Origin of the sequence: Neisseria sp. HMSC073G10 (genome assembly GCF_001812605.1) — a bacterium.
Lineage (GTDB): Bacteria > Pseudomonadota > Gammaproteobacteria > Burkholderiales > Neisseriaceae > Neisseria > Neisseria subflava_A.
Genome location: NZ_KV809499.1, coordinates 20298 through 41846 on the forward strand (window position 1 = coordinate 20298; position 21549 = coordinate 41846).

The 21549-nt window shown below is 49.6% G+C and carries 21 protein-coding genes and 1 other RNA gene; all 22 read left to right on the forward strand.

The window, feature by feature from the left end; genetic code table 11:
* Positions 1–421: 421 nt before the first annotated feature.
* The 22 genes from HMPREF2865_RS02200 to hpaR all read left to right on the forward strand — a co-directional run bounded on the left by HMPREF2865_RS02200 (position 422) and on the right by hpaR (position 21548).
* Positions 422–1729: a nucleotide sugar dehydrogenase gene (locus HMPREF2865_RS02200; RefSeq protein WP_070460459.1), complete on the forward strand. Its 1308-nt coding sequence runs from the start codon at positions 422–424 to the stop codon at positions 1727–1729.
* Positions 1730–1897: 168 nt separating this feature from the next.
* On the forward strand, positions 1898–3325 hold the full coding sequence (locus HMPREF2865_RS02205; protein ID WP_070460460.1) for an oligosaccharide flippase family protein: 1428 nt from the start codon (positions 1898–1900) through the stop codon (positions 3323–3325).
* 42 nt (positions 3326–3367) lie between these two features.
* Complete coding sequence (locus HMPREF2865_RS02210; RefSeq protein WP_070645324.1) at positions 3368–4678, forward strand: O-antigen ligase family protein; 1311 nt, start codon at positions 3368–3370, stop codon at positions 4676–4678.
* Positions 4675–5745 carry a glycosyltransferase family 4 protein gene (locus tag HMPREF2865_RS02215; RefSeq protein WP_070645326.1) on the forward strand — a complete coding sequence of 357 codons (1071 nt, stop codon included), beginning with the start codon at positions 4675–4677 and terminating at the stop codon, positions 5743–5745. Before HMPREF2865_RS02210 ends, HMPREF2865_RS02215 begins: the two co-directional genes overlap by 4 nt.
* Positions 5746–5758: 13 nt before the next feature.
* Positions 5759–6931: a glycosyltransferase gene (locus HMPREF2865_RS02220; RefSeq protein ID WP_070645328.1), complete on the forward strand. Its 1173-nt coding sequence runs from the start codon at positions 5759–5761 to the stop codon at positions 6929–6931.
* Positions 6924–7541, forward strand: a complete 618-nt coding sequence (locus HMPREF2865_RS02225; protein ID WP_049333552.1) for a sugar transferase — start codon at positions 6924–6926, stop codon at positions 7539–7541. Before HMPREF2865_RS02220 ends, HMPREF2865_RS02225 begins: the two co-directional genes overlap by 8 nt.
* The gene (locus HMPREF2865_RS02230) at positions 7528–8502 is read left to right on the forward strand and encodes an ATP-grasp domain-containing protein (RefSeq protein WP_070645330.1); all 975 of its coding nucleotides are present in this window, start codon (positions 7528–7530) and stop codon (positions 8500–8502) included. The genes HMPREF2865_RS02225 and HMPREF2865_RS02230 overlap by 14 nt, the downstream gene beginning before the upstream one ends.
* Positions 8495–9187: an HAD family hydrolase gene (locus HMPREF2865_RS02235; protein ID WP_070645333.1), complete on the forward strand. Its 693-nt coding sequence runs from the start codon at positions 8495–8497 to the stop codon at positions 9185–9187. The genes HMPREF2865_RS02230 and HMPREF2865_RS02235 overlap by 8 nt, the downstream gene beginning before the upstream one ends.
* Positions 9188–9200: 13 nt before the next feature.
* Positions 9201–9980, forward strand: coding sequence for a methionyl-tRNA formyltransferase (locus HMPREF2865_RS02240; RefSeq protein WP_070645335.1), 780 nt, complete (start codon positions 9201–9203; stop codon positions 9978–9980).
* Positions 9973–11148, forward strand: a complete 1176-nt coding sequence (locus HMPREF2865_RS02245; protein ID WP_070645337.1) for a DegT/DnrJ/EryC1/StrS family aminotransferase — start codon at positions 9973–9975, stop codon at positions 11146–11148. Before HMPREF2865_RS02240 ends, HMPREF2865_RS02245 begins: the two co-directional genes overlap by 8 nt.
* Before the next feature lie 108 nt (positions 11149–11256).
* Entirely contained in the window at positions 11257–13158 is a 1902-nt protein-coding gene (locus tag HMPREF2865_RS02250; protein WP_070645339.1) for a polysaccharide biosynthesis protein, read from the forward strand.
* A gap of 43 nt (positions 13159–13201) precedes the next feature.
* The gene (locus HMPREF2865_RS02255) at positions 13202–14329 is read left to right on the forward strand and encodes a polysaccharide export protein (RefSeq protein ID WP_070645341.1); all 1128 of its coding nucleotides are present in this window, start codon (positions 13202–13204) and stop codon (positions 14327–14329) included.
* A 171-nt stretch (positions 14330–14500) separates the two neighbouring features.
* Entirely contained in the window at positions 14501–14950 is a 450-nt protein-coding gene (locus HMPREF2865_RS02260; RefSeq protein WP_070460478.1) for a low molecular weight protein-tyrosine-phosphatase, read from the forward strand.
* Between the two features lie 26 nt (positions 14951–14976).
* The gene (locus HMPREF2865_RS02265; RefSeq protein WP_070645343.1) at positions 14977–17136 is read left to right on the forward strand and encodes a polysaccharide biosynthesis tyrosine autokinase; all 2160 of its coding nucleotides are present in this window, start codon (positions 14977–14979) and stop codon (positions 17134–17136) included.
* Between the two features lie 135 nt (positions 17137–17271).
* Positions 17272–18261 (forward strand): NAD(P)H-dependent glycerol-3-phosphate dehydrogenase, encoded by a 990-nt coding sequence (locus tag HMPREF2865_RS02270; protein ID WP_070584687.1) that lies wholly within the window; start codon positions 17272–17274, stop codon positions 18259–18261.
* Between the two features lie 74 nt (positions 18262–18335).
* Positions 18336–18659, forward strand: coding sequence for a hypothetical protein (locus HMPREF2865_RS02275; RefSeq protein ID WP_039864236.1), 324 nt, complete (start codon positions 18336–18338; stop codon positions 18657–18659).
* 11 nt (positions 18660–18670) lie between these two features.
* Complete coding sequence (zapA, locus tag HMPREF2865_RS02280; RefSeq protein ID WP_070460483.1) at positions 18671–18967, forward strand: cell division protein ZapA; 297 nt, start codon at positions 18671–18673, stop codon at positions 18965–18967.
* Positions 18968–18981: 14 nt separating this feature from the next.
* Positions 18982–19162: non-coding RNA, 6S RNA (gene ssrS / locus HMPREF2865_RS02285), on the forward strand.
* Between the two features lie 178 nt (positions 19163–19340).
* Positions 19341–19772: a 50S ribosomal protein L13 gene (gene rplM / locus HMPREF2865_RS02290; RefSeq protein WP_003684605.1), complete on the forward strand. Its 432-nt coding sequence runs from the start codon at positions 19341–19343 to the stop codon at positions 19770–19772.
* A 12-nt stretch (positions 19773–19784) separates the two neighbouring features.
* On the forward strand, positions 19785–20177 hold the full coding sequence (gene rpsI, locus HMPREF2865_RS02295; protein WP_003681515.1) for a 30S ribosomal protein S9: 393 nt from the start codon (positions 19785–19787) through the stop codon (positions 20175–20177).
* A gap of 87 nt (positions 20178–20264) precedes the next feature.
* Entirely contained in the window at positions 20265–20771 is a 507-nt protein-coding gene (locus HMPREF2865_RS02300) for a protein disulfide oxidoreductase (protein WP_070645396.1), read from the forward strand.
* Positions 20772–21110: 339 nt separating this feature from the next.
* Positions 21111–21548 (forward strand): homoprotocatechuate degradation operon regulator HpaR, encoded by a 438-nt coding sequence (gene hpaR, locus HMPREF2865_RS02305; protein WP_003681518.1) that lies wholly within the window; start codon positions 21111–21113, stop codon positions 21546–21548.
* Position 21549 lies beyond the last annotated feature (1 nt).

Here is a 21549-nt window from a genome sequence, read left to right on the forward strand (position 1 = left end):
GACAAATTTTCCTTTTTTTCATCACAAAAGAATGAATTATTAAGATAAGTTAAACCATGAAAATTTGTTAAAAGTTTTTATTCTAGAAGGGTTTTAAACGGCATAAACGGTAGTTTAATTTCATGAACCATGCATTTGACAAAGAGATATTTAAAATTAAAACATTTGGTTGAGTGTAATTTCTAAAAATTCAATATTCAAAAATACCTTTTTCATACCTTACAGGCCGTCTGAACGACCGTTAAACTTTTTTGATTGAGACGAATCAGATAAGTGCTTATGATTCCGTCTAATGTAATTATAAGTATGGTTTTAAGGCTTCACACGATACGGCAGCCGGCTATGGCTATGCGGTTGCAGCAAACAACTCAGGCATCGGGAAAACACTCCCGATTTACTCATTCATTAAACGAAAGACATCATGAAAAACGTTACGATACAAAAATTTGCCGATAAGACCGCAAAAATCGGCATCGTTGGCTTAGGCTACGTCGGTTTACCACTGATGTTGCGCTATGTGGATATCGGTTACCAAGTTTTGGGTTTCGACATTGACACCAACAAAGTCGACAAGCTCAACAAAGGCGAAAGCTACATTGAGCATATCCCTTCCGACAAAATTGCCGCTGCTTCCAACAGCCTGTTTGAAGCAACGACCGACTTCTCCCGCATCGGCGAAGTAGAAGCCGTCATTTTGTGCGTACCGACTCCGCTGAACAAATACCGTGAGCCGGACATGAGCTTTGTGATTGACACTACCGATGCGGTAAAACCTTACCTGCGCGCCGGTCAAGTGCTGTCTTTAGAATCCACCACCTACCCCGGTACTACCGAAGAAGAATTGCTGCCACGTATGGAAGAAGGCGGCTTGAAAGTCGGTCAAGACGTGTTCTTAGTTTACTCTCCTGAGCGTGAAGACCCGGGTAACCCTAACTTTGAAACCCGTACCATTCCAAAAGTCATCGGCGGCCATACCCCTGCCTGTTTGGAAGTCGGCCTTGCGCTGTACCAACCTGCCATCGATAAAGTTGTTCCAGTAAGCTCCACCAAAGCGGCCGAGCTGACCAAACTCCTGGAAAACATCCACCGCGCCGTAAACATTGGCTTGGTGAACGAGATGAAAATCGTTGCCGACAAAATGGGCATCGACATTCACGAAGTCATCAATGCCGCTGCGACCAAACCGTTCGGCTTCGTTGCTTATTACCCAGGTCCAGGCTTGGGTGGTCACTGTATCCCTATCGACCCGTTCTACCTGACTTGGAAAGCACGCGAATACGGCGTAAACACCCGCTTCATCGAGCTTGCCGGCGAAGTAAACTCCCACATGCCTGACTACGTTATCGAAAAAGTCGGCCTGGCTTTGAATGACCACAACCGTTCTATCAAAGACAGCAAAATCTTGGTATTGGGTATCGCCTACAAGAAAAACGTGGACGATATGCGTGAAAGCCCGTCTGTAGAAGTGATGGACCGCCTGCACAAACTGGGCGCAGTGGTTTCCTACTCTGACCCGCACGTTCCAGAGTTTCCGCACATCCCCGGCCACCACTACTTCGACCTGAAGAGCGAAGCGCTGACTCCTGAAACTGTCGCCCAATACGATTGCGTGGTTCTGACCACCGATCACGACAAATTCGACTATGACATGATCACCGAACATGCCAAGCTGATTGTCGATACACGCGGCAAATTCCCAGTAAAAAATCCTAAAGTCATCAAAGCATAATCTTGCTTCAGACACATCCGGCTGCCTCCGGTTTCCCCGACCGGGACGGTAGCCGGTTTCCCAAGGCTATTTGTTTTTCAGACGGCCTTGGCAAACCGGCAACGGTAACAACACATACCCTACGAAAAACGCTCAGCTCGAACTTCTGGCCGTCTGAAAACAAATAATATGAACGCGAAAAAAATCCTCGGCTACGCATTGGGCCCGATAGGAAGCGCCGCTTTCGGCCTGCTTTCCCTGCCGCTCATCTCATGGTACTTCCCTGCGGAAGACATCGGCCGTATCGTACTCTTGCAGACCATTGCCGGACTGAGCATCCTGTTGCTGGGCTTGGGGCTGGACCAATCCTATATTCGCGACTATTACGCCGTTAAAGACAAGGCCGCGCTGTTCAAATCCGTTTTTTTATCGCCATTGATTCTGACTGTGGCGGTTGTGGTTTTAGTGTTACTGATAAACGCATCATGGCCGTCTGAAATCATTTTTGACATCCCCAGTGCAAATTTGGGGATTCTCTTTCTGATTTTCTTGGCCACTACGCTGATTACCCGTTTTTTAGCCTTGATTTTGCGGATGAAAGAGCAGGCATTGGCTTTTTCCGTCAGCCAGCTTGCGCCGAAATTCTTGATTTTGGTGTTGGTTTTTGCCGTGATTGCTTCCGGCTTACCTACCAATACTACTTCGCTGGTTTTTACCTACACCGCAGCCCAAGTGCTGACCGTTGTACTGTTGATATATCAGCTGCGCCAAGACCTGCAAGCCGTTTCCCATGCGAAATGGTCGCCCGAGCTGCATCGGGACGGCCTGCGCTACGGCCTGCCGCTGGCATTCGGCAACTTGGCCTATTGGGGCCTGACTTCGATTGACCGCTTTGTCCTCAAAGACATCTCGGGTTTGGACGAATTGGGCATCTATTCGATGGCAGTCAGCTTTGGTGCCGTCGCCTTGATTTTCCAAAGTGTGTTTTCCACTATTTGGGCGCCTTTGGTGTTCAAATGGGTAGAAGAAAAAACCAATCTGGATAAAATCGGCGACATCACGCTTTCCATGACCGTCCTCATCAGCGCAATGATTTGCCTCATTGGGATTTTCTCGCCGATGGTGACCTGGATACTGCCGGAAAAATACACGCAGGTTCAATTTATCCTGCTCTCGTGTATGCTCTTCCCCCTGTTTTACACGCTGACCGAAGTCAGCGGCATCGGTTTGAACGTTGTCCGCTCAACTTGGCTGATTACCGTCATCAACATCGTTGCCTTTATCGCCAATACCGCCCTGCTCTATCTGCTGGTACCGAAATTCGGTGCAAAAGGTGCGGCTATGGCCAGCGCAACGGCTTTTTGGCTGTTTTTCATCTTTAAAACCGAATTCTCTTCACGCCTGTGGCAGCCTTTGCCGCGCCTGAAGATTTATACAAACTCAACGCTCTGCCTGATGATCTGCCTTGCCTATACTTGGCTGGGTACGCGCGACAACTACATCTGGTTTGCGCTGGCATGGGCAGTCGGGCTAGGTTTCCTGTTCCTAAAATACAAACACGCACTATTTGCCGCGACCGAAAAAATCAAAGCCAAATTAAACCGTTCGGCAAAATAGCCAACCTGAGATTCAGGTCTCTACGATAACAACAGAACGACTATGAAAATAAAACGTCTAAATTTATACACTTACATCCTATACATTATGTTTACAGCTTATATGCTGGGGCCGGCGCTGTCTTTTAAAATCGGCGTACCGCGCATCGATAATCCTTTATCGTTGTTGTTCGTATTGATTGGCCTTGCCGTATTCTTTTTGGAGGGCAAGCATATTCCGCGCAAAATTTTTGTCATGCTCTGCGCCCTGGCCGCCATGTGTATTTGGCCGGCCATCCACATGGGCATTACATCGCTGATACCGACTCAATACATGGACATCTTGTTTTTTATGGCGGTGCCGGTTTTTTTCTACTTGTTTTACCAAGTGCTTATGCGCGCTGAAGATCCATTGGGCGTTATTCAGAAGTTTTTATTGGTCTTTGCCCTTTATGTTGCCATTCCACCATTTGTGGAATTGATTACCGGCATTCAGTTTGTCAGTGCCAGTGATGAACTGGCCATTAAAGAAGGCTCGCTCAAAGGGCTGTTTTTCAACCCCAACAACCTTGCTGCTACTGCCGTTTGCCTCGCACCCGCCATCCTGTTTTTCTTTCAACTGCAAGGACGCAAACACAAAGAGAAACTACTGGGCTGGGGATTATATTTACTACTAGGTATGGCCATTTTTGTTTGCGTATCAAGAACAGCTATTGCCTGCTACCTTTTGATTTCACTCATTTATATAGCTTATCGTAAAAATGGTTTTATTACCGTTATTGCCACAGGACTGCTCGCGTTAACATTATCGATGATTCCATCCCGTGTCATCGCGGAATTTTTGCTGTCACTTAACGGCAACCCTTTTCTTGAACGGTTTTCCAGCCGCGTGTACCTTTTTCTATTCGATTTAGACAGCGACAACTCTGTGTCCTACCGTCAGGAGATTTACAACTATTTTTGGAATAATCCGCCCCTGTTGCTAACCGGCTACGGACCAAAAAATTTTCGCGACTATTTTGGCGGCCACTTGAGTAACAGCCTGGGTTTTGAAAATCCGCACAGTTTCATCATCGAACTGTATTTGGGTTTCGGCATAATTTCCCTGCTCGGCTTTATTGCATTTGTAGCGTTTTATTTCCTCTACACTGCCTCAAGCCGTGCACTAACCAACAAATCACGCGTACTGGCTTGGGTTGCCTTGGGCATTTTCTTGTTGGCAGGTTTTATTCCGTCCACCATTTTGCGTATGCCCTTCATCTGGCTACCCTGCCTGCTGATTTACATTTACAGCACATTTGTCGCATCCAAATTACAAAATCAGGCCGCTTACACATATAGCTATACCCCATCTAAAACAAAGGGAATATCATGAAAATCACCCTGACTACCTCCATGTCTGGCCTCGGTGGCACTGAAAACGCCACTTTCCGCCTCGGTCGCCTGCTCAAACAACGCGGACACGATATCGTATTGGCCTCTTCAGACGGCCCTTTGATTCAGGAAGCGCAAGCATTGGGCATCCGTTGGCAGCCGATTGATTTTTACCAAGGTGGTCTTTTGGGTTACGTCAAAGGCATGTTTGCCTATATGAAACTGCTGAAAAAAGAGAAGCCCGATGTGATTCACTGCCAAATGGCGCGTATCGTTCCAGCCTGTGCCATTGCAGCCAAGCTCGCTTCGCCGAAAACCAAAGTGTTCTACCACGCGCGCGGCCTTGATCCGGAAACTTATCCAAAAATCGCCAAGCTTTTCGACAAGCTGGGCGTGTACATCATCGGCAACTGCAAACACGAACGTGAAAAACTCATCCGCTACGGTTTCCCTGCCAACCGCATCACCTACACCTACAATGCCCTGCACAAAGTAGATTTCATTCCTGAAAAAACAGTCAAAGACTATGTCCAACTGGGCACGCTTTCCCGTTTGGACACCGTCCGCGCCGTGCATCTGATGTTGGATATTTTGAAGAAAATGGTTGACCGCAGTATGCCTGTACGCCTCAACGTTGCAGGTATCGGCGAAGAAATGGACAACCTCAAAGCCCAAGCCAAACGTTTAGGCATTGAAGACAAAGTCACCTTCCTCGGCGGCGTCCGCGACTTGACCGGCTACTTCAAAGAAGTCGATATTTTGGTGAACACGCCGCATTGCGTGGGCGACCACGGCGCAGGTGTCGGCAACAATATTTTGGAAGCCGGCCTTTACGACACGCCTGTCGTGACCTACAACATGGCGGGCATTTCCGAAATGGTCATTACCGGCCAAACCGGCTACTGCATTCCTTTCGGCGATGACGAAGCATTTATCGAAGCCGTCGATACACTCATCAAGCATCCGGAGTTGCGCGGTCAAATGGGTAAAGCCCTGCACAAACACGTCGAAACCTTATGCTCCGACGACGAAATCTACCGCACCACTATGGCTGCGTACGAAATGTAAGGCTATCTGAAACATGAACATTACCATCGTCGCCCCTTATTGCTCACTGCCGTCCGAGCCGCATTTCAACCGCTTCTGGTATCTTGCCGAGCTGTTGTCGCAGTCGCATGACGTGTTGCTGATTACCAGCAACTTCAAGCACTACGACAAATCTTTCAGACGGCCCGAAGATGCCGAGGCCGCCTCACAAGGCCGTCTGAAAGTCATGCTGTTGGAAGAAAGTGGATACAGCAAAAACGTGTCTTTAGAACGCTTGGCCAGCCATCACCACTTCGTCAAACATTTTGAAAAATGGTTGGAAAACTGCCGTCCGGGCGAACAAGACGTCGTCTTTTCCGCCTATCCGCTGATTGCCACCAACCTGCTGTTGGGCAAACACAAAGCGCGTTTGGGTTACAAACTGATTGTCGATGTGCAGGACGTATGGCCGGAGTCTTTCTCCTCAGTCGTACCGTTTTTGAAAAAAGTACCGCACAACCTGCTGCCCTTTGCTTCACGCGCCAACCAGGCCTACCGTTACGCCGACGCGCTGGTTGCCGTATCGCAGACTTATCTCGACCGCGCCAAAGAAGCCAATCCGAATGTACCTGGCGAAGTCGTCTATATCGGTGCTGACTTTCCCAAACTCGATGCCGCGCCTGCCAAAGATTTTGGCGACGACAAAACCCGCTTTTTCTACTTGGGCACGCTCAGTTACAGCTATGACGTGGAAACCGTGTGCAAAGGCGTTCTCAAGCTGTTGGACGCCGGCGAAAACGTCGAGTTGCACATCATGGGCGGCGGCCCTGATTTGGACAGGCTCAAACAATACGCCTGCGACGACATCAAGTTTTACGGCTACATTCCCTATGCCGAAATGATGTCGGTTGCCAAGGGCTGCGACATTGCCATCAACGCCATCCAGTCCTATTCAATGGCATCGATTACCAACAAACTCTCCGACTATATGGCTTTGCAAAAACCGATTCTGAACAGCCAAGTCAACGACGAAGTTGCCGAAGTCCTTACCCTGCTGCCGCATGCGAACTACCATTCCGGCGATGTGGACGGTTTCGTTCAAGCCGCCAAAGATATTTTGAAGCGCAAAAGCGATCCTGTTCAGTCCGAAGAAATCGTCGGCCGCTTCAAACGCGACGTTGCCTATCAAAAAATCGTCAACCTGATTGAAAGATTAGCTCATGAATAAATTTTTCAAACGCCTGTTTGACATTGTCGCCTCCGCTTCAGGACTGATTATCCTGTCGCCTGTGTTTTTGATTCTGGTGTACCTCATCCGTAAAAACCTAGGCTCGCCCGTGTTCTTCATCCAAGAGCGGCCGGGCAAAGATGGCAAGCCTTTTAAAATGATTAAATTCCGCTCCATGCGCGATGCAATCGACAAAGACGGCAACCCACTGCCGGACAGCGAACGCCTGACCGATTTCGGCAAAAAATTACGTGCCACCAGTTTGGACGAACTTCCTGAATTATGGAATGTCTTAAAAGGTGAGATGAGTCTAGTTGGCCCTCGTCCGCTGCTGATGCACTATCTGCCGTTGTACAACGACTTTCAAAACCGCCGCCACGAAATGAAACCGGGCGTGACCGGTTGGGCTCAAGTCAATGGCCGCAACGCCATTTCATGGGATGAAAAATTCGCCCACGATGTTTGGTACATCGACAACTTTAGCTTTTGGCTGGATATAAAAATTTTGTTCCTGACAGTTAAAAAAGTCTTCGTCAAAGAAGGCATCTCAGCCGAAGGGGAAGCCACAATGCCTTATTTCACGGGTAACAAAACTGATGAAAAAAAATAATATACTGATTCTGTCGGCAGGTCGCCGTGTCGAATTGGTGCAGGACTTTCAAACCGAAGCCGCACGTTTTTCAGACGGTATCGGCGTTTTTGCCACTGACCTCAACCCCCACATGTCTTCTGCCTGCCATGTTGCCGACCGCACTTTCAGCGTGCCGCGCATCGATGCAGCCGAATACATTGACAGCATTTTCGAGCTGGCCCAACAACACGACATCGGTCTGATTGTGCCAACCATCGATACCGAGCTGCTCAAACTGGCCGAAGCACGTGACCGTTTTGAAGCTGAAGGAATACATATTGTCATTTCCGATGCAAAACTGATTACCCTGTGCCGCGACAAGCGCCTGACCTCAGGCCTGTTTGCACAATACAGCATCCGTTCGCCTGAAATTTACGAACGGGACCGCCTGGTTTTCCCATGTTTTACCAAGCCTTATGACGGCAGCCGCGCCATCGGTGCGAAAAAAATCAACACACCGGCTGATTTGACTGTCGACATTACCGAAGACCCGAAAATGATGTTCACCCAATACATCGATATCGAGAATACTTTCTCCGAATTTACCGTCGATATGTATTACGACCGTCAAGGCCGTCTGAAATGCGCCATTCCTCGCGAACGTTTGGAAGTGCGCACCGGCGAAGTCAGCAAAGGCGCAACCCGACGCAATGCCCTGTATGAAGAGCTGGTTGAAAAAATGGCCGTATTGGAAGGCGCACGCGGCTGCATTACCGCGCAATTCTTCGTCAGCAAAACCGACAGCACAACCTACGGCGTGGAAATCAACCCGCGTTTCGGCGGCGGTTTCCCCCTGACTTACGCCGCAGGCGGCAACTATCCAGGCTGGCTGATTCAAGAATACATCGGCGGCCAAGACATCCCTTTCTCCGACGACTGGGAAAACAATTTAATCATGCTTCGTTATGATGCTAAGATTTTGGTAAGAGAACATGATTAAACCGGAAGAATCCGTCATCGTCTTCGATCTTGACGATACGCTTTACTCTGAGTACGACTACAAATGCTCCGGAATACAGGCAGTTGTAGGGACAATTACGTCGCTTTACCCACAATACGATGCCGACGTACTAAATGAAATTGCAGACAATAAAAGTAAAGACTGGCTCGAAAATTTGTGTCATCATTGCAAATTAAACGAACTAGAGAAACAATCACTTTTGTGGCAATATCGACTACACCGGCCTGTTATCCGACCCTATGTCGAACCGTCTTTTTTACGGAAGCTGATGCGCCCTTTTGCCGCACGTGCCCTGATTACAGACGGCCGCAGTCTGACACAGCGTTTGAAAATACAGGCCTTGGGTTTGACCGATTTGTTTGACGACATTTTGATTTCGGAAGCCATGCAATCGGAAAAACCCGACGATAAGCGTTTTGTCTTCCTGCAAAACAAATATCCGGCTGCAAAACGTTTCATCTACATCGGCGACAACATCAAAAAAGATTTTGTCGCACCCAACAAACTGGGTTGGCTCTCCATAGGCATCATGCCTAAGCCGCACAATATTCATCAAGCCGATCCCGAGCAATACGGTCGTGAATACCAGCCCACCCTTTGGATAAACACCCTGGAAGAATTGGCTACACTGACAACTTCCGCCACCGAAAAAGCAAATGCATAAGGGACATTTCTCCATGAAAATCTTATTTATGGGTCGTAAACAGGTTTCCGCCAACCTGCTTCGTTTTTTGACCAAACAAGACCATATCGAAATCGTCGGTGTCTTGACCGACAGCCATCTGCAAGGCTCGCCGACCACGGCTGCCGCGCAGGAATTGGGCTTACCCCTGTACACCTTCGATACGGCTTTGGAAGCAATGCGAGAAGGCCGTCTGAAATACGATTTGGGCTTGTCTGTCCTTTACTGGCGCAAGCTGCGTGATGAATTCCTGAGCATTCCGATTTTAGGCACGATCAACTTCCACCCTGCGCTGTTACCCGAATACAAAGGCACAGGCGGCTACAACCTGGCCATCATGGACGAGCTGAACGAATGGGGCAATACCGCCCACTACGTCGATGCTTCCATCGATACCGGCGAAATCATCGAAGTGGATCGTTTCCCTATCGAAGCTGAAACAGAAACCGCCCAATCGCTCGAACGCAAAACCATGCAGGCATTGGAAGATTTCGCGCGACGCATCATCACCCGCGCCATCGAGTCAAAAACCAAATTGCCGACTACGCCAAACATCGGTGGCCGCTACGTCAGCCGTGATGAGATGGAAGCCATGAAGCAAATCCGCGACGGCGACGATGTGGAGAAAAAAATCCGTGCGTTCTGGTTCCCGCCTTACGACGGTGCATACGTCGAAATCAACGGTCAAAAATACACCCTGATCAACCGCCAACTGCTGGAAGAAATCGCCCCTAAAGGATCAACTAGTCTTTTCGCAGGAAAAACAAATGCTTAATACATCACTCTCCCCATGGCCAAGCTTTACTCAAGAAGAAGCCGATGCCGTTTCCAAAGTCCTGCTGTCCAACAAAGTTAACTACTGGACAGGTACGGAATGTCGCGAATTTGAAAAAGAATTTGCCGCCTTTGTCGGCACGCAATACGCCGTCGCCCTTTCCAACGGTACGTTGGCTTTGGACGTAGCCCTCAAAGCAATGGGCATAGGCCAAGGCGATGATGTGATTGTCACTTCGCGCACTTTCTTGGCTTCCGCATCCTGCATCGTGACCGCCGGCGCAAATCCGGTTTTCGCCGATGTCGATTTGAACAGCCAAAACATCAGCGCCGAAACCATCAAAGCCGCTTTGACGCCAAACACCAAAGCCATCATCGTGGTTCACCTTGCCGGTATGCCTGCCGAAATGGACGACATCATGGCTTTGGCAAAAGAACATAACTTGTGGGTTATCGAAGACTGCGCCCAAGCGCACGGTGCAAAATACAAAGGCAAATCCGTCGGTTCTATCGGCCACGTCGGTGCTTGGTCGTTCTGCCAAGACAAAATCATGACCACCGGCGGCGAAGGCGGCATGGTTACTACCAACGACAATGAGCTGTGGAGCAAAATGTGGTCGTACAAAGACCACGGCAAAAGCTACGATGCCGTGTACCACCGCGAACACGCACCCGGTTTCCGCTGGTTGCACGAAAGCTTCGGCACCAACTGGCGCATGATGGAAATGCAGGCTGTCATCGGCCGCATCCAGCTCAAACGCATGCCCGAATGGACTGCCCGCCGTCAAGCGAACGCCGCCAAACTGGCTGAAAGCTTGGGCAAATTTGCCAGCATTCGTTTGGTTGAAGTTGCCGACTACATTGAACACGCGCAATACAAGTTCTACGTTTTCGTCAAACCCGAACACCTCAAAGAAGGCTGGACACGCGACCGCATCGTAAACGAACTGAACGCGCGCAAAGTCCCATGCTATCAAGGCAGCTGCTCCGAAGTGTATTTGGAAAAAGCCTTCGACGACACGCCTTGGCGTCCGAAAGAGCGTTTGAAAAACGCTGTCGAGTTGGGCGACACCAGCCTGATGTTCTTGGTGCACCCAACCCTAACCGATGAAGAAATTGCGTTCTGCAAAGAAAACATCGAAGCCGTATTGACTGAAGCCACGGCATAATCATTTTCAGACGGCCTGCAACTTCAGGCCGTCTGAAAAAATAAAACAGCCTGCTTCAAACAATCCGTACCAAGCCACATTACAACACTCAGACACAAGAAATATAAAATGAACTTGGAAACCCTGCTGGCTCTGCCGCGCAACCTTAAAAAAACCTTCTTCGTCATCCACGATATCTTGATGATATTCGTGGCGTTTTGGTTTGCCCAAAGCCTCAAAGTGCAATATTCCGACGAATGGTTGAGTATCGCCAACTGGCTGGCTTTCGGCAGCACTGCCGTGCTGACCATCATCCTTTTCATCCGTATCGGCCTCTATCGCGCCGTCACGCGCTTCGTCAGCATCCGCGTCCTGACCGCCGCCGCATTCGGCAGCATCATTTCAGCGGTCTTGTTCTGCCTGACCACCCTGATTTTTGAACAAAAACTACACCTTGCCCTGCCCATCGTCTATTTCTTGGTCTTGGTGGTCGGTGTCACCAGCTCGCGCATGATCCTGCGTGCGATTCTGACCGACCATCACCGCAAACAGATGACGCCCGTCATCATCTACGGTGCAGGCCAATCCGGCCGCCAGTTGTTGGAAGCAATCAAACAGGTTAACGAATACTCGGCCATTGCCTTTGTCGATGACAACCCGAAAATCCAACGTACCGTCATCTATGACCTTGCCGTCCATAACCCCAATGAAATCCCGATGCTGATCAGCCACTACGGCGTCCGCAAAATCCTGCTGGCGATTCCAAGTTCTACGCCGGAAGAACGCAAAGACATCATCCGCCGCCTCGAAGCATACAAATGCGAAGTCCTGACCATTCCGGGTATGAAAGATTTGGTTGACGGCAAAATCAACGTCAGCTCATTGAAAAAAATCTCTGTGGTCGATTTGCTCGGCCGCGCCCCTGTGGCACCGCGCCCTGAATTGATGAGCGCCGACATCAGCGACAAAGTCGTGATGGTAACCGGCGCAGGCGGTTCTATCGGCTCCGAACTTTGCCGTCAGATTCTCAACTGCCGTCCGACCAAACTGCTGTTGTTTGAATTGTCCGAATTCGCCCTATACAGCATAGACAAAGAATTGCGCGAAACCCAAGCCGCGCAAGGCAGCCAAGTCGAAGTCGTACCGCTTTTGGGTTCGGTTCAAAACAAAGAACGCCTTAGCAGCATCATGAAGGCCTATCACGTCGACACCGTTTATCATGCCGCGGCCTACAAACACGTCCCTATGGTCGAGTTCAACACCATCGAAGGCATTCAAAACAACGTGTTCGGCACACTCTGCTGCGCACAGGCTGCCGTAGATGCGGGCGTTTCCACCTTTGTTTTGATTTCCACCGACAAAGCCGTCCGTCCGACCAACACCATGGGCGCCAGCAAACGCATGGCCGAACTCTGCCTGCAAGCGCTTGCCGCCGAGCCGGAGCAAAAAACACGCTTCTGCATGGTGCGTTTCGGCAATGTATTGGGTTCGTCCGGCTCCGTTGTCCCCGTATTTGAAAAACAAATTGCCGAAGGCGGCCCGATTACCCTGACCCACCAAGACATTACCCGCTACTTCATGACCATTCCCGAAGCGGCGCAACTGGTTATCCAAGCCGGCGCAATGGGTAAAGGTGGCGACGTATTCGTCCTCGACATGGGTGAATCCGTAAAAATCATCGACCTTGCCCGTCAAATGATTGTCCTCAGCGGCCTCAAAGTGAAAGACGAGCAACACCCACACGGCGACATCGAAATCAAGATTACCGGCCTGCGCCCGGGCGAGAAACTTTATGAAGAACTGCTCATCGGTGATGAGGTGCAAAAAACCACTCATCCCCGTATTATGACCGCCAGTGAAGTAATGCTTCCATGGACGCAATTATCTGACATACTGTCGGAACTCGAAACTGCTTGTCTCCAAAGCGACCAAAACAGCCTGCGCCAGCTTCTGTTACGCGCACCGACAGGCTTCGTACCTAAAGACGGTATCTGCGACTTGGTTTGGCAACAAAACAATAATGCCGTCTGAACATTTTCAGACAGCCCAGACACCATACTGCAAGGACTACTACATGAAAAAAACACTCTCCCTGCTTACTCTATTAGCACTGACTGCCTGTAACAGCACGACAGTCATTCCTGGTTCAACCATCAAAACCAGAACCAAAACCATTGTTTACACCGATACCGACACCGCAGCCGATACCAACCTCGACAGCCGCGTTGCCGTTTACCCCATTACGCCCAATCTGATTGAAAAAATGCGCAAGCCGCCTGTACTTTCCCAAAACAACAAAGGTTTGGAGCAAAGCAAAAGTGCTTACCGCTATCGCATCGGCAGCGGCGACGTCCTCAATATCATGGTTTGGGCGCACTCCGACCTCAACTCCCCTATCCAGCAAAGCAACCCGCAAACCAACCAAGTCAGCCGCGGTGCCTGGGTAGATGAGGGCGGTTATATTACTTATCCATTGGCAGGCAAAATTCAAGCCAAAGGCAAAACTTTGGACGAATTGCAAAACACCCTAACCAGCCTTCTGAAACGCTACATTAAAAATCCTCAAGTAGCGATCAACGTTACCGAATTCCGTTCGCAACGTATTTCAGTATCCGGTGCCATCAACCAAGCAGGTCAGCTGCCGATTACCAATATCCCGATGACCATTTTGGATGCCATCAACCAAGCAGGCGGCGTCACCCAAAGTGCCGACACCCAACACATCAAATGGACGCACAACGGCGTCGACCGCACCCTCTCCCTGCAAGACATGCTGCAATACGGCGATATGTCGCAAAACCATCTTCTCAGCCATGGCGACATCGTTTACGTTCCTAACAGCAGCAACAACAAAATCTACATCATGGGTGAAGTCGGCAAACAAGCCACCCTGCCGATCGGCAATCACGGCCTCAACCTGACCCAAGCGCTCGGCGAAGTCGGCGGCATGAACCAAAACTATGCTGATGCAACCGGCGTATTCGTGATCCGCCGCGCACCAGAAGATGCGGCCAAACCTATCCACATCTACCAGCTCAACCTGAAAGATGCGACTTCTTACGCGTTGGGCAGCGAATTCAAACTGCGTTCGGAAGATACCGTTTACGTTACCGCTGCCCCGGTTACCCGTTGGAACCGCGTAATGTCACAAATTACCAACTCCATCAGCAACGTCAACACCCTCGACAATACATTTAAATAAACAGTGGTTCCTGCTGTCAGACCCTTGTTTGACAGCAGGATACAAAATTACGCACAATCCAAACCAATTACATAAACGGCATACAAAAGCCGTACACACCACATAAACGGAAAAGCAGTATCTTATAGTCTGACTCACGCTTTTTTCAGACCATAAACCGAAAACAATATCATGTACCACAACATACTCATCGTCTGCCTAGGCAACATCTGCCGCTCCCCTACAGCAGAGCGGATCATGCAGAAAAAACTACCCGGCCATCAAATCAGCAGCGCCGGCATAAAAGCACTGACAGGGAAGGATGCCGATTTCCAAGCCATTAAAACCGCACTCAAACACGGCGTTATCGTTGCAGGCCATACGGCACGCCAGCTGACCGCCCAAATGTGCGAACAGGCCGATTTGATTCTTGTGATGGAGCCCAGTCAAATCGATATGGTGGCCGACATCCATTCGCCGGCACGCAGCAAAACCATGCTGTTTGCCCAATGGTTGCCTAAAAAAACCGTACCTGACCCATACAAACAAAGCAGCGAAATGTTTGAAGCCGTTTTTGAACAGCTCAATGCTGCCGCAGACACTTGGAAAACCAAACTAAACGGAAAAACTCAACCGGTATAAAACCGGCATGAACAAGAAAGCAAGCAATGAAAAAAACGACCTACATACCTTACAGCGCAGACAACGACGAAATCGACTTCGGCCAACAGCTGCGCGTCATTTGGACAAATAAATACAAAATCCTCGCTGCCCTGCTTGCAGGCGGCATTCTTGGCGCAGCCTTTAGCTTGGCATCCACTCCGCAATACCGTGCCGACGCCATGCTGGAAATTGAAACGCGACAAAACCAAATCCTGACCGAAATCAACAGCATCTTCAACAATCAAACCACGCCGTCTGAAGCAGAAGTCGAGCTGGTTCAATCACGCTTAGTGCTGGGTAAAACCGTTGACGACCTTCAACTTGACCAAGAAGTCAAAGCCAAATACACACCCGTTATCGGCAGCCTGATGCACAACATCAGCGGCGACCCCGATCCTAAATTGACCGTCGGCAGCTTTACCGTACAAGACGAATGGTTCAACAAAACCTTCACGCTGACCGCCAAAAGCAACAAGGCCTATACCCTTACCCTGCCTGACAAACGCGTCGTCGAAGGCAAGGTCGGCGTGCCTCTGAAAATCAACAATCACACCACCCTCAAAATCGATCAAATCTTGGCCAATCCGGGTCAAGAATTTGCGTTGACCAAGTTCTCCCGCATCAGCGCCATCGAAAACATCCAAAACAAACTGGCTGTTATCAGCAAAGGTAAAACCAGCCCCATCATCAACCTTGCCTTTACCGGCACCGACCCTAAACGTACCAGCGTCATCCTCAACAGCATTGCCGACAACTACGTTGCGCAAAATCGTGAACGCGATGTCCAAGTTGCATCCAGCGGTTTGGCCTTCATCAGCGAAGAATTGCCACGCTTGAAAGAAACCTTGCAAGACGCTGAAAACAAACTCAATGCCTACCGCCAACAATCAGGCTCCCTCGACATTCCGCTCGAGTCCAAAGGCGCATTGGAAAGCCTGACCAGCATCGAAACCCAAATTACCCTGCTCAAAACCGAAGAAGCAGGCTTAGCCGAGCTGTACACGCCGGAACACCCTTCCTATAAAGCCGTATTGGACAAACTTGCCGTTCTCGAGCGCGCTAAAAACAAAATTAATCAACAAATCGCCGAGTTGCCGAATACCCAACAAGAAGTTATCCGCCTGACCCGCGACGTAGAAACCAACCAGGCTACCTACGTCCAACTGTTGAGCAAACAACAAGAACTCAACATCATGAAAGCCAGTGCGCAAGGTAATGTACGCATCGTCGATTATGCCTATGTTCCTGAAAACCCTGTTGCCCCGCGCAAAGCCGTCATCACACTCCTGAGCGCACTTGCCGCAGGTTCATTGACCGCTTTGTGGCTCATGATCGGCAACCGCATGAAAAACGGCATTACTTCATCTGCAGAAATCGAAAACCTCAATTTGGAAGTCGTCGCTCTTGTTCCGCACTCCAAAACCCAGCAAAAACGCGACTTCTTCAAAAGCAAATTCAAGAAAACCGGCGGCCGTTCCAACTATCTGCTGGCCAGTGAAGACCGCGCCGATACTGCCGTCGAAGCCATCCGCGCCCTGCGCACCAATATCTACTTCTCCATGCTGGACGCGCCTAACAACATCCTCATGATTACCGGTGCCGCGCCTGAAGCAGGTAAATCCTTTATCTCCGCCAACCTCGCCACCGTAATGGCGCAGTCAGGCAAACGCGTTCTGCTTATCGATACCGATATGCGCAAAGGCTACCTCGACCGACTCTTCGGCCTTACCCCCGAGTTCGGCTTGTCTGACATCCTCAACGGCAAAGCGGCTCCGGCCAAAGCCGTACAAGAGACCGGCATTGAAAACCTCCACCTCATCAGCAGCGGCAGCTATCCTAGCAATCCATCCGAGCTTTTGATGGACAAACGTTTCAACGAGTTGCTCGCCCACGCGCGCCAACGCTACGATTACGTCATCTTGGACACGCCGCCTGTATTGGCCGTGACCGACGCCGTCATCATCGGCCAACATGCAGGCACCGTCCTGATGATAAGCCGTTATGCACACACGCGTGCACGAGAGCTTGAGGCCAGCGTTGAACGCCTCAAACAAAACCGTATCAACATCAAAGGTGTCGTCCTCAACGGCATGAAGCGCGAAGCCAACAACAGCTACGACTACTACGCCTACGATGCCTACCATTCCGGTAACAATAAATCATAAACCGAAGCAGGCCGTCTGAACTTTCAGACGGCCTAAGGCTTTTTAAACGGCACAAAAAATTTTTCACAAACGCCGCCCTTGCACCCCAAAGCCGTTTGTTTTAAAGTAAGCCCCGTTCCCATATGGAAGAGAAACATGAAAATTACCGTCATCGGCGCAGGTTCGTGGGGTACAGCTCTCGCGTTGCACTTTGCGCACCACAACAATGAAGTTGCCCTTTGGACACGCAATCCCGACCAAATCCGCACCCTGCAAGCAGAACGCCAAAACAAACGCGGCCTGCCCGGCTTCCCTTTCCCTGAGTCCCTGACCGCTCATGCCGATTTGGGCGAAGCGCTGAAAGACAGCCAACTTGCCCTGATCGTGACCTCCGTAGCCGGACTCAGAAGCAGCGCCGAGCTGCTCAAACAGCATAACGCCGCCGATATTCCCGTTCTCGCCGCCTGCAAAGGTTTTGAACAAGATACCGGCCTTCTGACTTTCCAAGTACTGAAAGAAGTCCTGCCTAACAATAAAAAAATCGGCGTTCTCTCAGGTCCGAGCTTTGCCCAAGAACTTGCAGCCCAACTGCCTTGCGCCGTCGTGCTTGCTTCCGAAAACAAAGACTGGGTGGAGGAAACCACTGCCCAACTGAACACCAACGTGATGCGTCTGTACGGCAGCACCGACGTCATCGGCGTCGCTGTGGGCGGTGCCGTTAAAAACGTCATGGCGATTGCCACCGGCCTTTCAGACGGCCTCGAATACGGCCTCAATGCACGTGCAGCCTTAGTAACGCGCGGCCTTGCCGAAATCACTCGCCTTGCCATCGCCATGGGCGCACAACCTAAAACCATGATGGGCTTGGCAGGCATCGGCGACCTTATCCTAACCTGTACCGGCGCACTCTCGCGCAACCGCCGCGTCGGCCTCGGCCTCGCAGAAGGCAAAGAGTTGCATCAAGTGCTTGTTGAAATCGGCCACGTTTCCGAAGGCGTCAGCACCATTGAAGAAGTCTTCAACACCGCTGCCAAATACCAAATCGATATGCCCATCACTCAAACCCTGCTACAACTCATCCGCAAAGAAATGACCCCGCAGCAAGTCGTTGAACGACTGATGGAACGAAGCGCGCGCTTCGAATAAACGGTCGCGCCGTCTGCCATTCAGACGGCCTGACGCACAATATGGCGGCCATCAGGCCGTCTGAAGGGAAACACATGAACCAATCACTGAACAATCTGGAAATCAACGTTTACCAACTTGTCCAAAAATTTGAAACGCTGGTTTCAGAAAACCGCCGTCTCAACGAAGAAATCGACAGACTCAAACTCGAGCAAGAGCAACAAAAACACCAACACGACGCTGCCATTGACGAACTTAGTGAAGCCTTGCTGGTTCAAGTCGGCAAACTCAAAGAAGACCTGCAAAGCAAAATTGACAACCTGACTGCCGAAAAAGAAAACTACCGCAACGCGCTGGCCCAAAGTGCAGACCAAATCCGCAGCCTCATTGCCCGATTGCCCCAAGAAACACAACAATAAAAGGATGCCTCGTGAGTATCGAACAAGTCAATCTCGACATCATGAATGTCAACTTCACCATCAACACGCCGAGTGAAGAAAAAGCCACCCTCCTGCAAGCCGTTGAAATGCTAAACAAAAAAAGCGATGCGATTAAAGAAAGCGGCCGCATCGTCGGCACGGACAAAATCGTCGTCATGGCAGCCCTCAACGTTGTACACGACCTCTTGAAAGCCACCCTCAACGACGATTTGGCAATCGGTGAATTTGAGCGTAGAATAACCGACATGAACAACGCGTGCCAAAAAGCACTGGCGCGCTTGGAGTAAAACTGATTTTCCCCTTTTCCCTGCGGTGTTCGCGAAGGCATACATTCCTTTGAACCAATACGTTCGCTTTAGGTTGCCGGGAGCTGTAGTGGGCGCGAGCGTCCGTTTATCGGACGCACCCGAAACTACCCGAGGTGACCGCCTTGTCAGCAAGGTTCAAGCGGATTCAGCCTAAACGGCACTCGTGGGGATTCCCTAAAAAAGCCATACCGACAGGTGTGGCTTTTCCCTTTCCAAGTAAAGACTTTCGTAAAGATTTCCGGCCGTCTGAAAAAACCGCATATTCATGCATCAAACACGTTCGATTAAGATTGACAAAAACCAATCTCCTCTTTAAAATCCATAACTTTCTATATATATCTGGATTCCAACCATGAAAACCTTCTCTGCAAAACCCCACGAGGTGAAGCGCGAATGGTTCGTCATTGACGCAGAAGACAAAGTTCTGGGTCGTGTCGCAGCCGAAGTCGCACACCGTCTGCGCGGCAAACACAAACCCGAATACACCCCTCACGTTGATACCGGCGACTACATCATCGTCATCAACGCAGACAAACTGCGCGTGACCGGTGCTAAATTCGAAGACAAAAAATACTTCCGTCACTCTGGTTTCCCAGGCGGCATCTACGAGCGTACTTTCCGCGAAATGCAAGAGCAATTCCCAGGCCGCGCTTTGGAACAAGCCGTAAAAGGCATGCTGCCTAAAGGTCCTCTGGGCTACGCTATGATCAAAAAACTGAAAGTGTACGCCGGCGCCGAACATGGCCACGCTGCACAACAACCTAAAGTTTTGGAACTGAAATAATAAGGACACGACATGAACGGTAAATACTACTACGGCACAGGCCGCCGCAAAAGTTCAGTGGCTCGTGTATTCTTGACTAAAGGTACCGGCCAAATCATCGTAAACGGCCGTCCCGTTGACGAATTCTTCGCACGTGAAACCAGCCGCATGGTTGTACGTCAACCTCTGGTTCTGACTGAAAATGCCGAATCTTTCGACATCAAAGTTAACGTAACCGGTGGCGGCGAAACCGGTCAATCCGGCGCTATCCGTCACGGCATCACCCGCGCCCTGATTGACTTCGACGCAGCCCTGAAACCAGCCCTGTCTCAAGCAGGCTTCGTTACTCGCGATGCTCGTGAAGTTGAACGTAAAAAACCAGGTTTGCGCAAAGCACGTCGCGCAAAACAATTCTCCAAACGTTAATACGTTTTCAGAATCGAATCAAAAAGCCTTGCTCTGCAAGGCTTTTTTCATTTATAAAACAATAATCCAATATCCCCGCAATATATGATGAAAACCCTACTCCACTACGCCAAATCATTGCTTCAGGCTGTGATTATCTTCATCTTCTTATCCCTGATTGTCGACTGGGTGCGCAAGCCTGACCAACCCTTGCAGTCGGCAGCACAAACCATCACTTTAACCGATGGGCAAACCACTTCCCTTCAATCCTTCAGTCAAAATCGGGTTGCCGTCGTTTATTTTTGGGGTAGCTGGTGTCGTATTTGTTCATACACATCATCAACCATAGAAAAGCTGCACCAAGACAATATCCCAACACTGGGCGTAGCCTTGCGCTCCGGAAGCAACACAGACATTGCCCACCATATGCAACAAAACAACCTATCCTTTCCAAATTTCAATGATTCAGACGGCCTGATGGCTCAAAAATGGAACATAGCCGTCACTCCGACCATTATCATATTAAAAGATGGCAAAATGATTCATCACACATCCGGACTTTCCAGTTATATCGGCTTAAAAATCAGAATTTACTTGGCAAATATCTTCAGCTAAATTCATTGAAAATCCACTAAAAATAGAAAATCTAAAGAATAATTTCACCTGAATATATTCAACCAATTCCATTTCATAAATAAATAAACTATCTCTTTCCCAATAACATATGATTTTGTTGAGATTATAAAGAAAATAGACTAAGATATAACCATAAGAACAATTGGAAACATTATTATCAAAACAAACTGTTAGAGATCTTCATCTAATATTGTGGCAGTGATGCTTTTGTTCCCATGACCCGGCTGCCGACGGCAGCCTTAAAACAGCAATATTCGCCTTTATCAATCTACCTCACGCTTCAACGGTTTGATTTTTGATAACACCGGAGACTTAGTAATGCCCAACCAATCTAAACATGCATCTATCAATATCGGTCTGATTCAGGCACGGGAAGCATTGATGACCCAATTCCGCCCTATTCTGAACCAAGCCAATATTACTGACCAGCAATGGCGTATCATCCGGCTCTTAGCGGAAAACGGCACACTCGACTTTCAAGATTTGGCCAATCAGGCCTGCATCCTTCGCCCCAGCCTGACTGGCATTCTGACCCGCTTGGAAAAAGCAGGTTTGGCCGTGCGCTTGAAGCCTTCCAACGACCAACGCCGTGTTTACCTGAAACTGACGCCCGAAGGTGAGAAACTCTATGAATCCACCGGCGCATTGGTGGACGAACGCTACGATGCGATTGAAAAAGTTCTATCCAAAGAAAAAATGGCACAACTCAAAGAACTCTTGGCAGAGCTGGCAAAAATCGAACAGGCATTAAAATAAA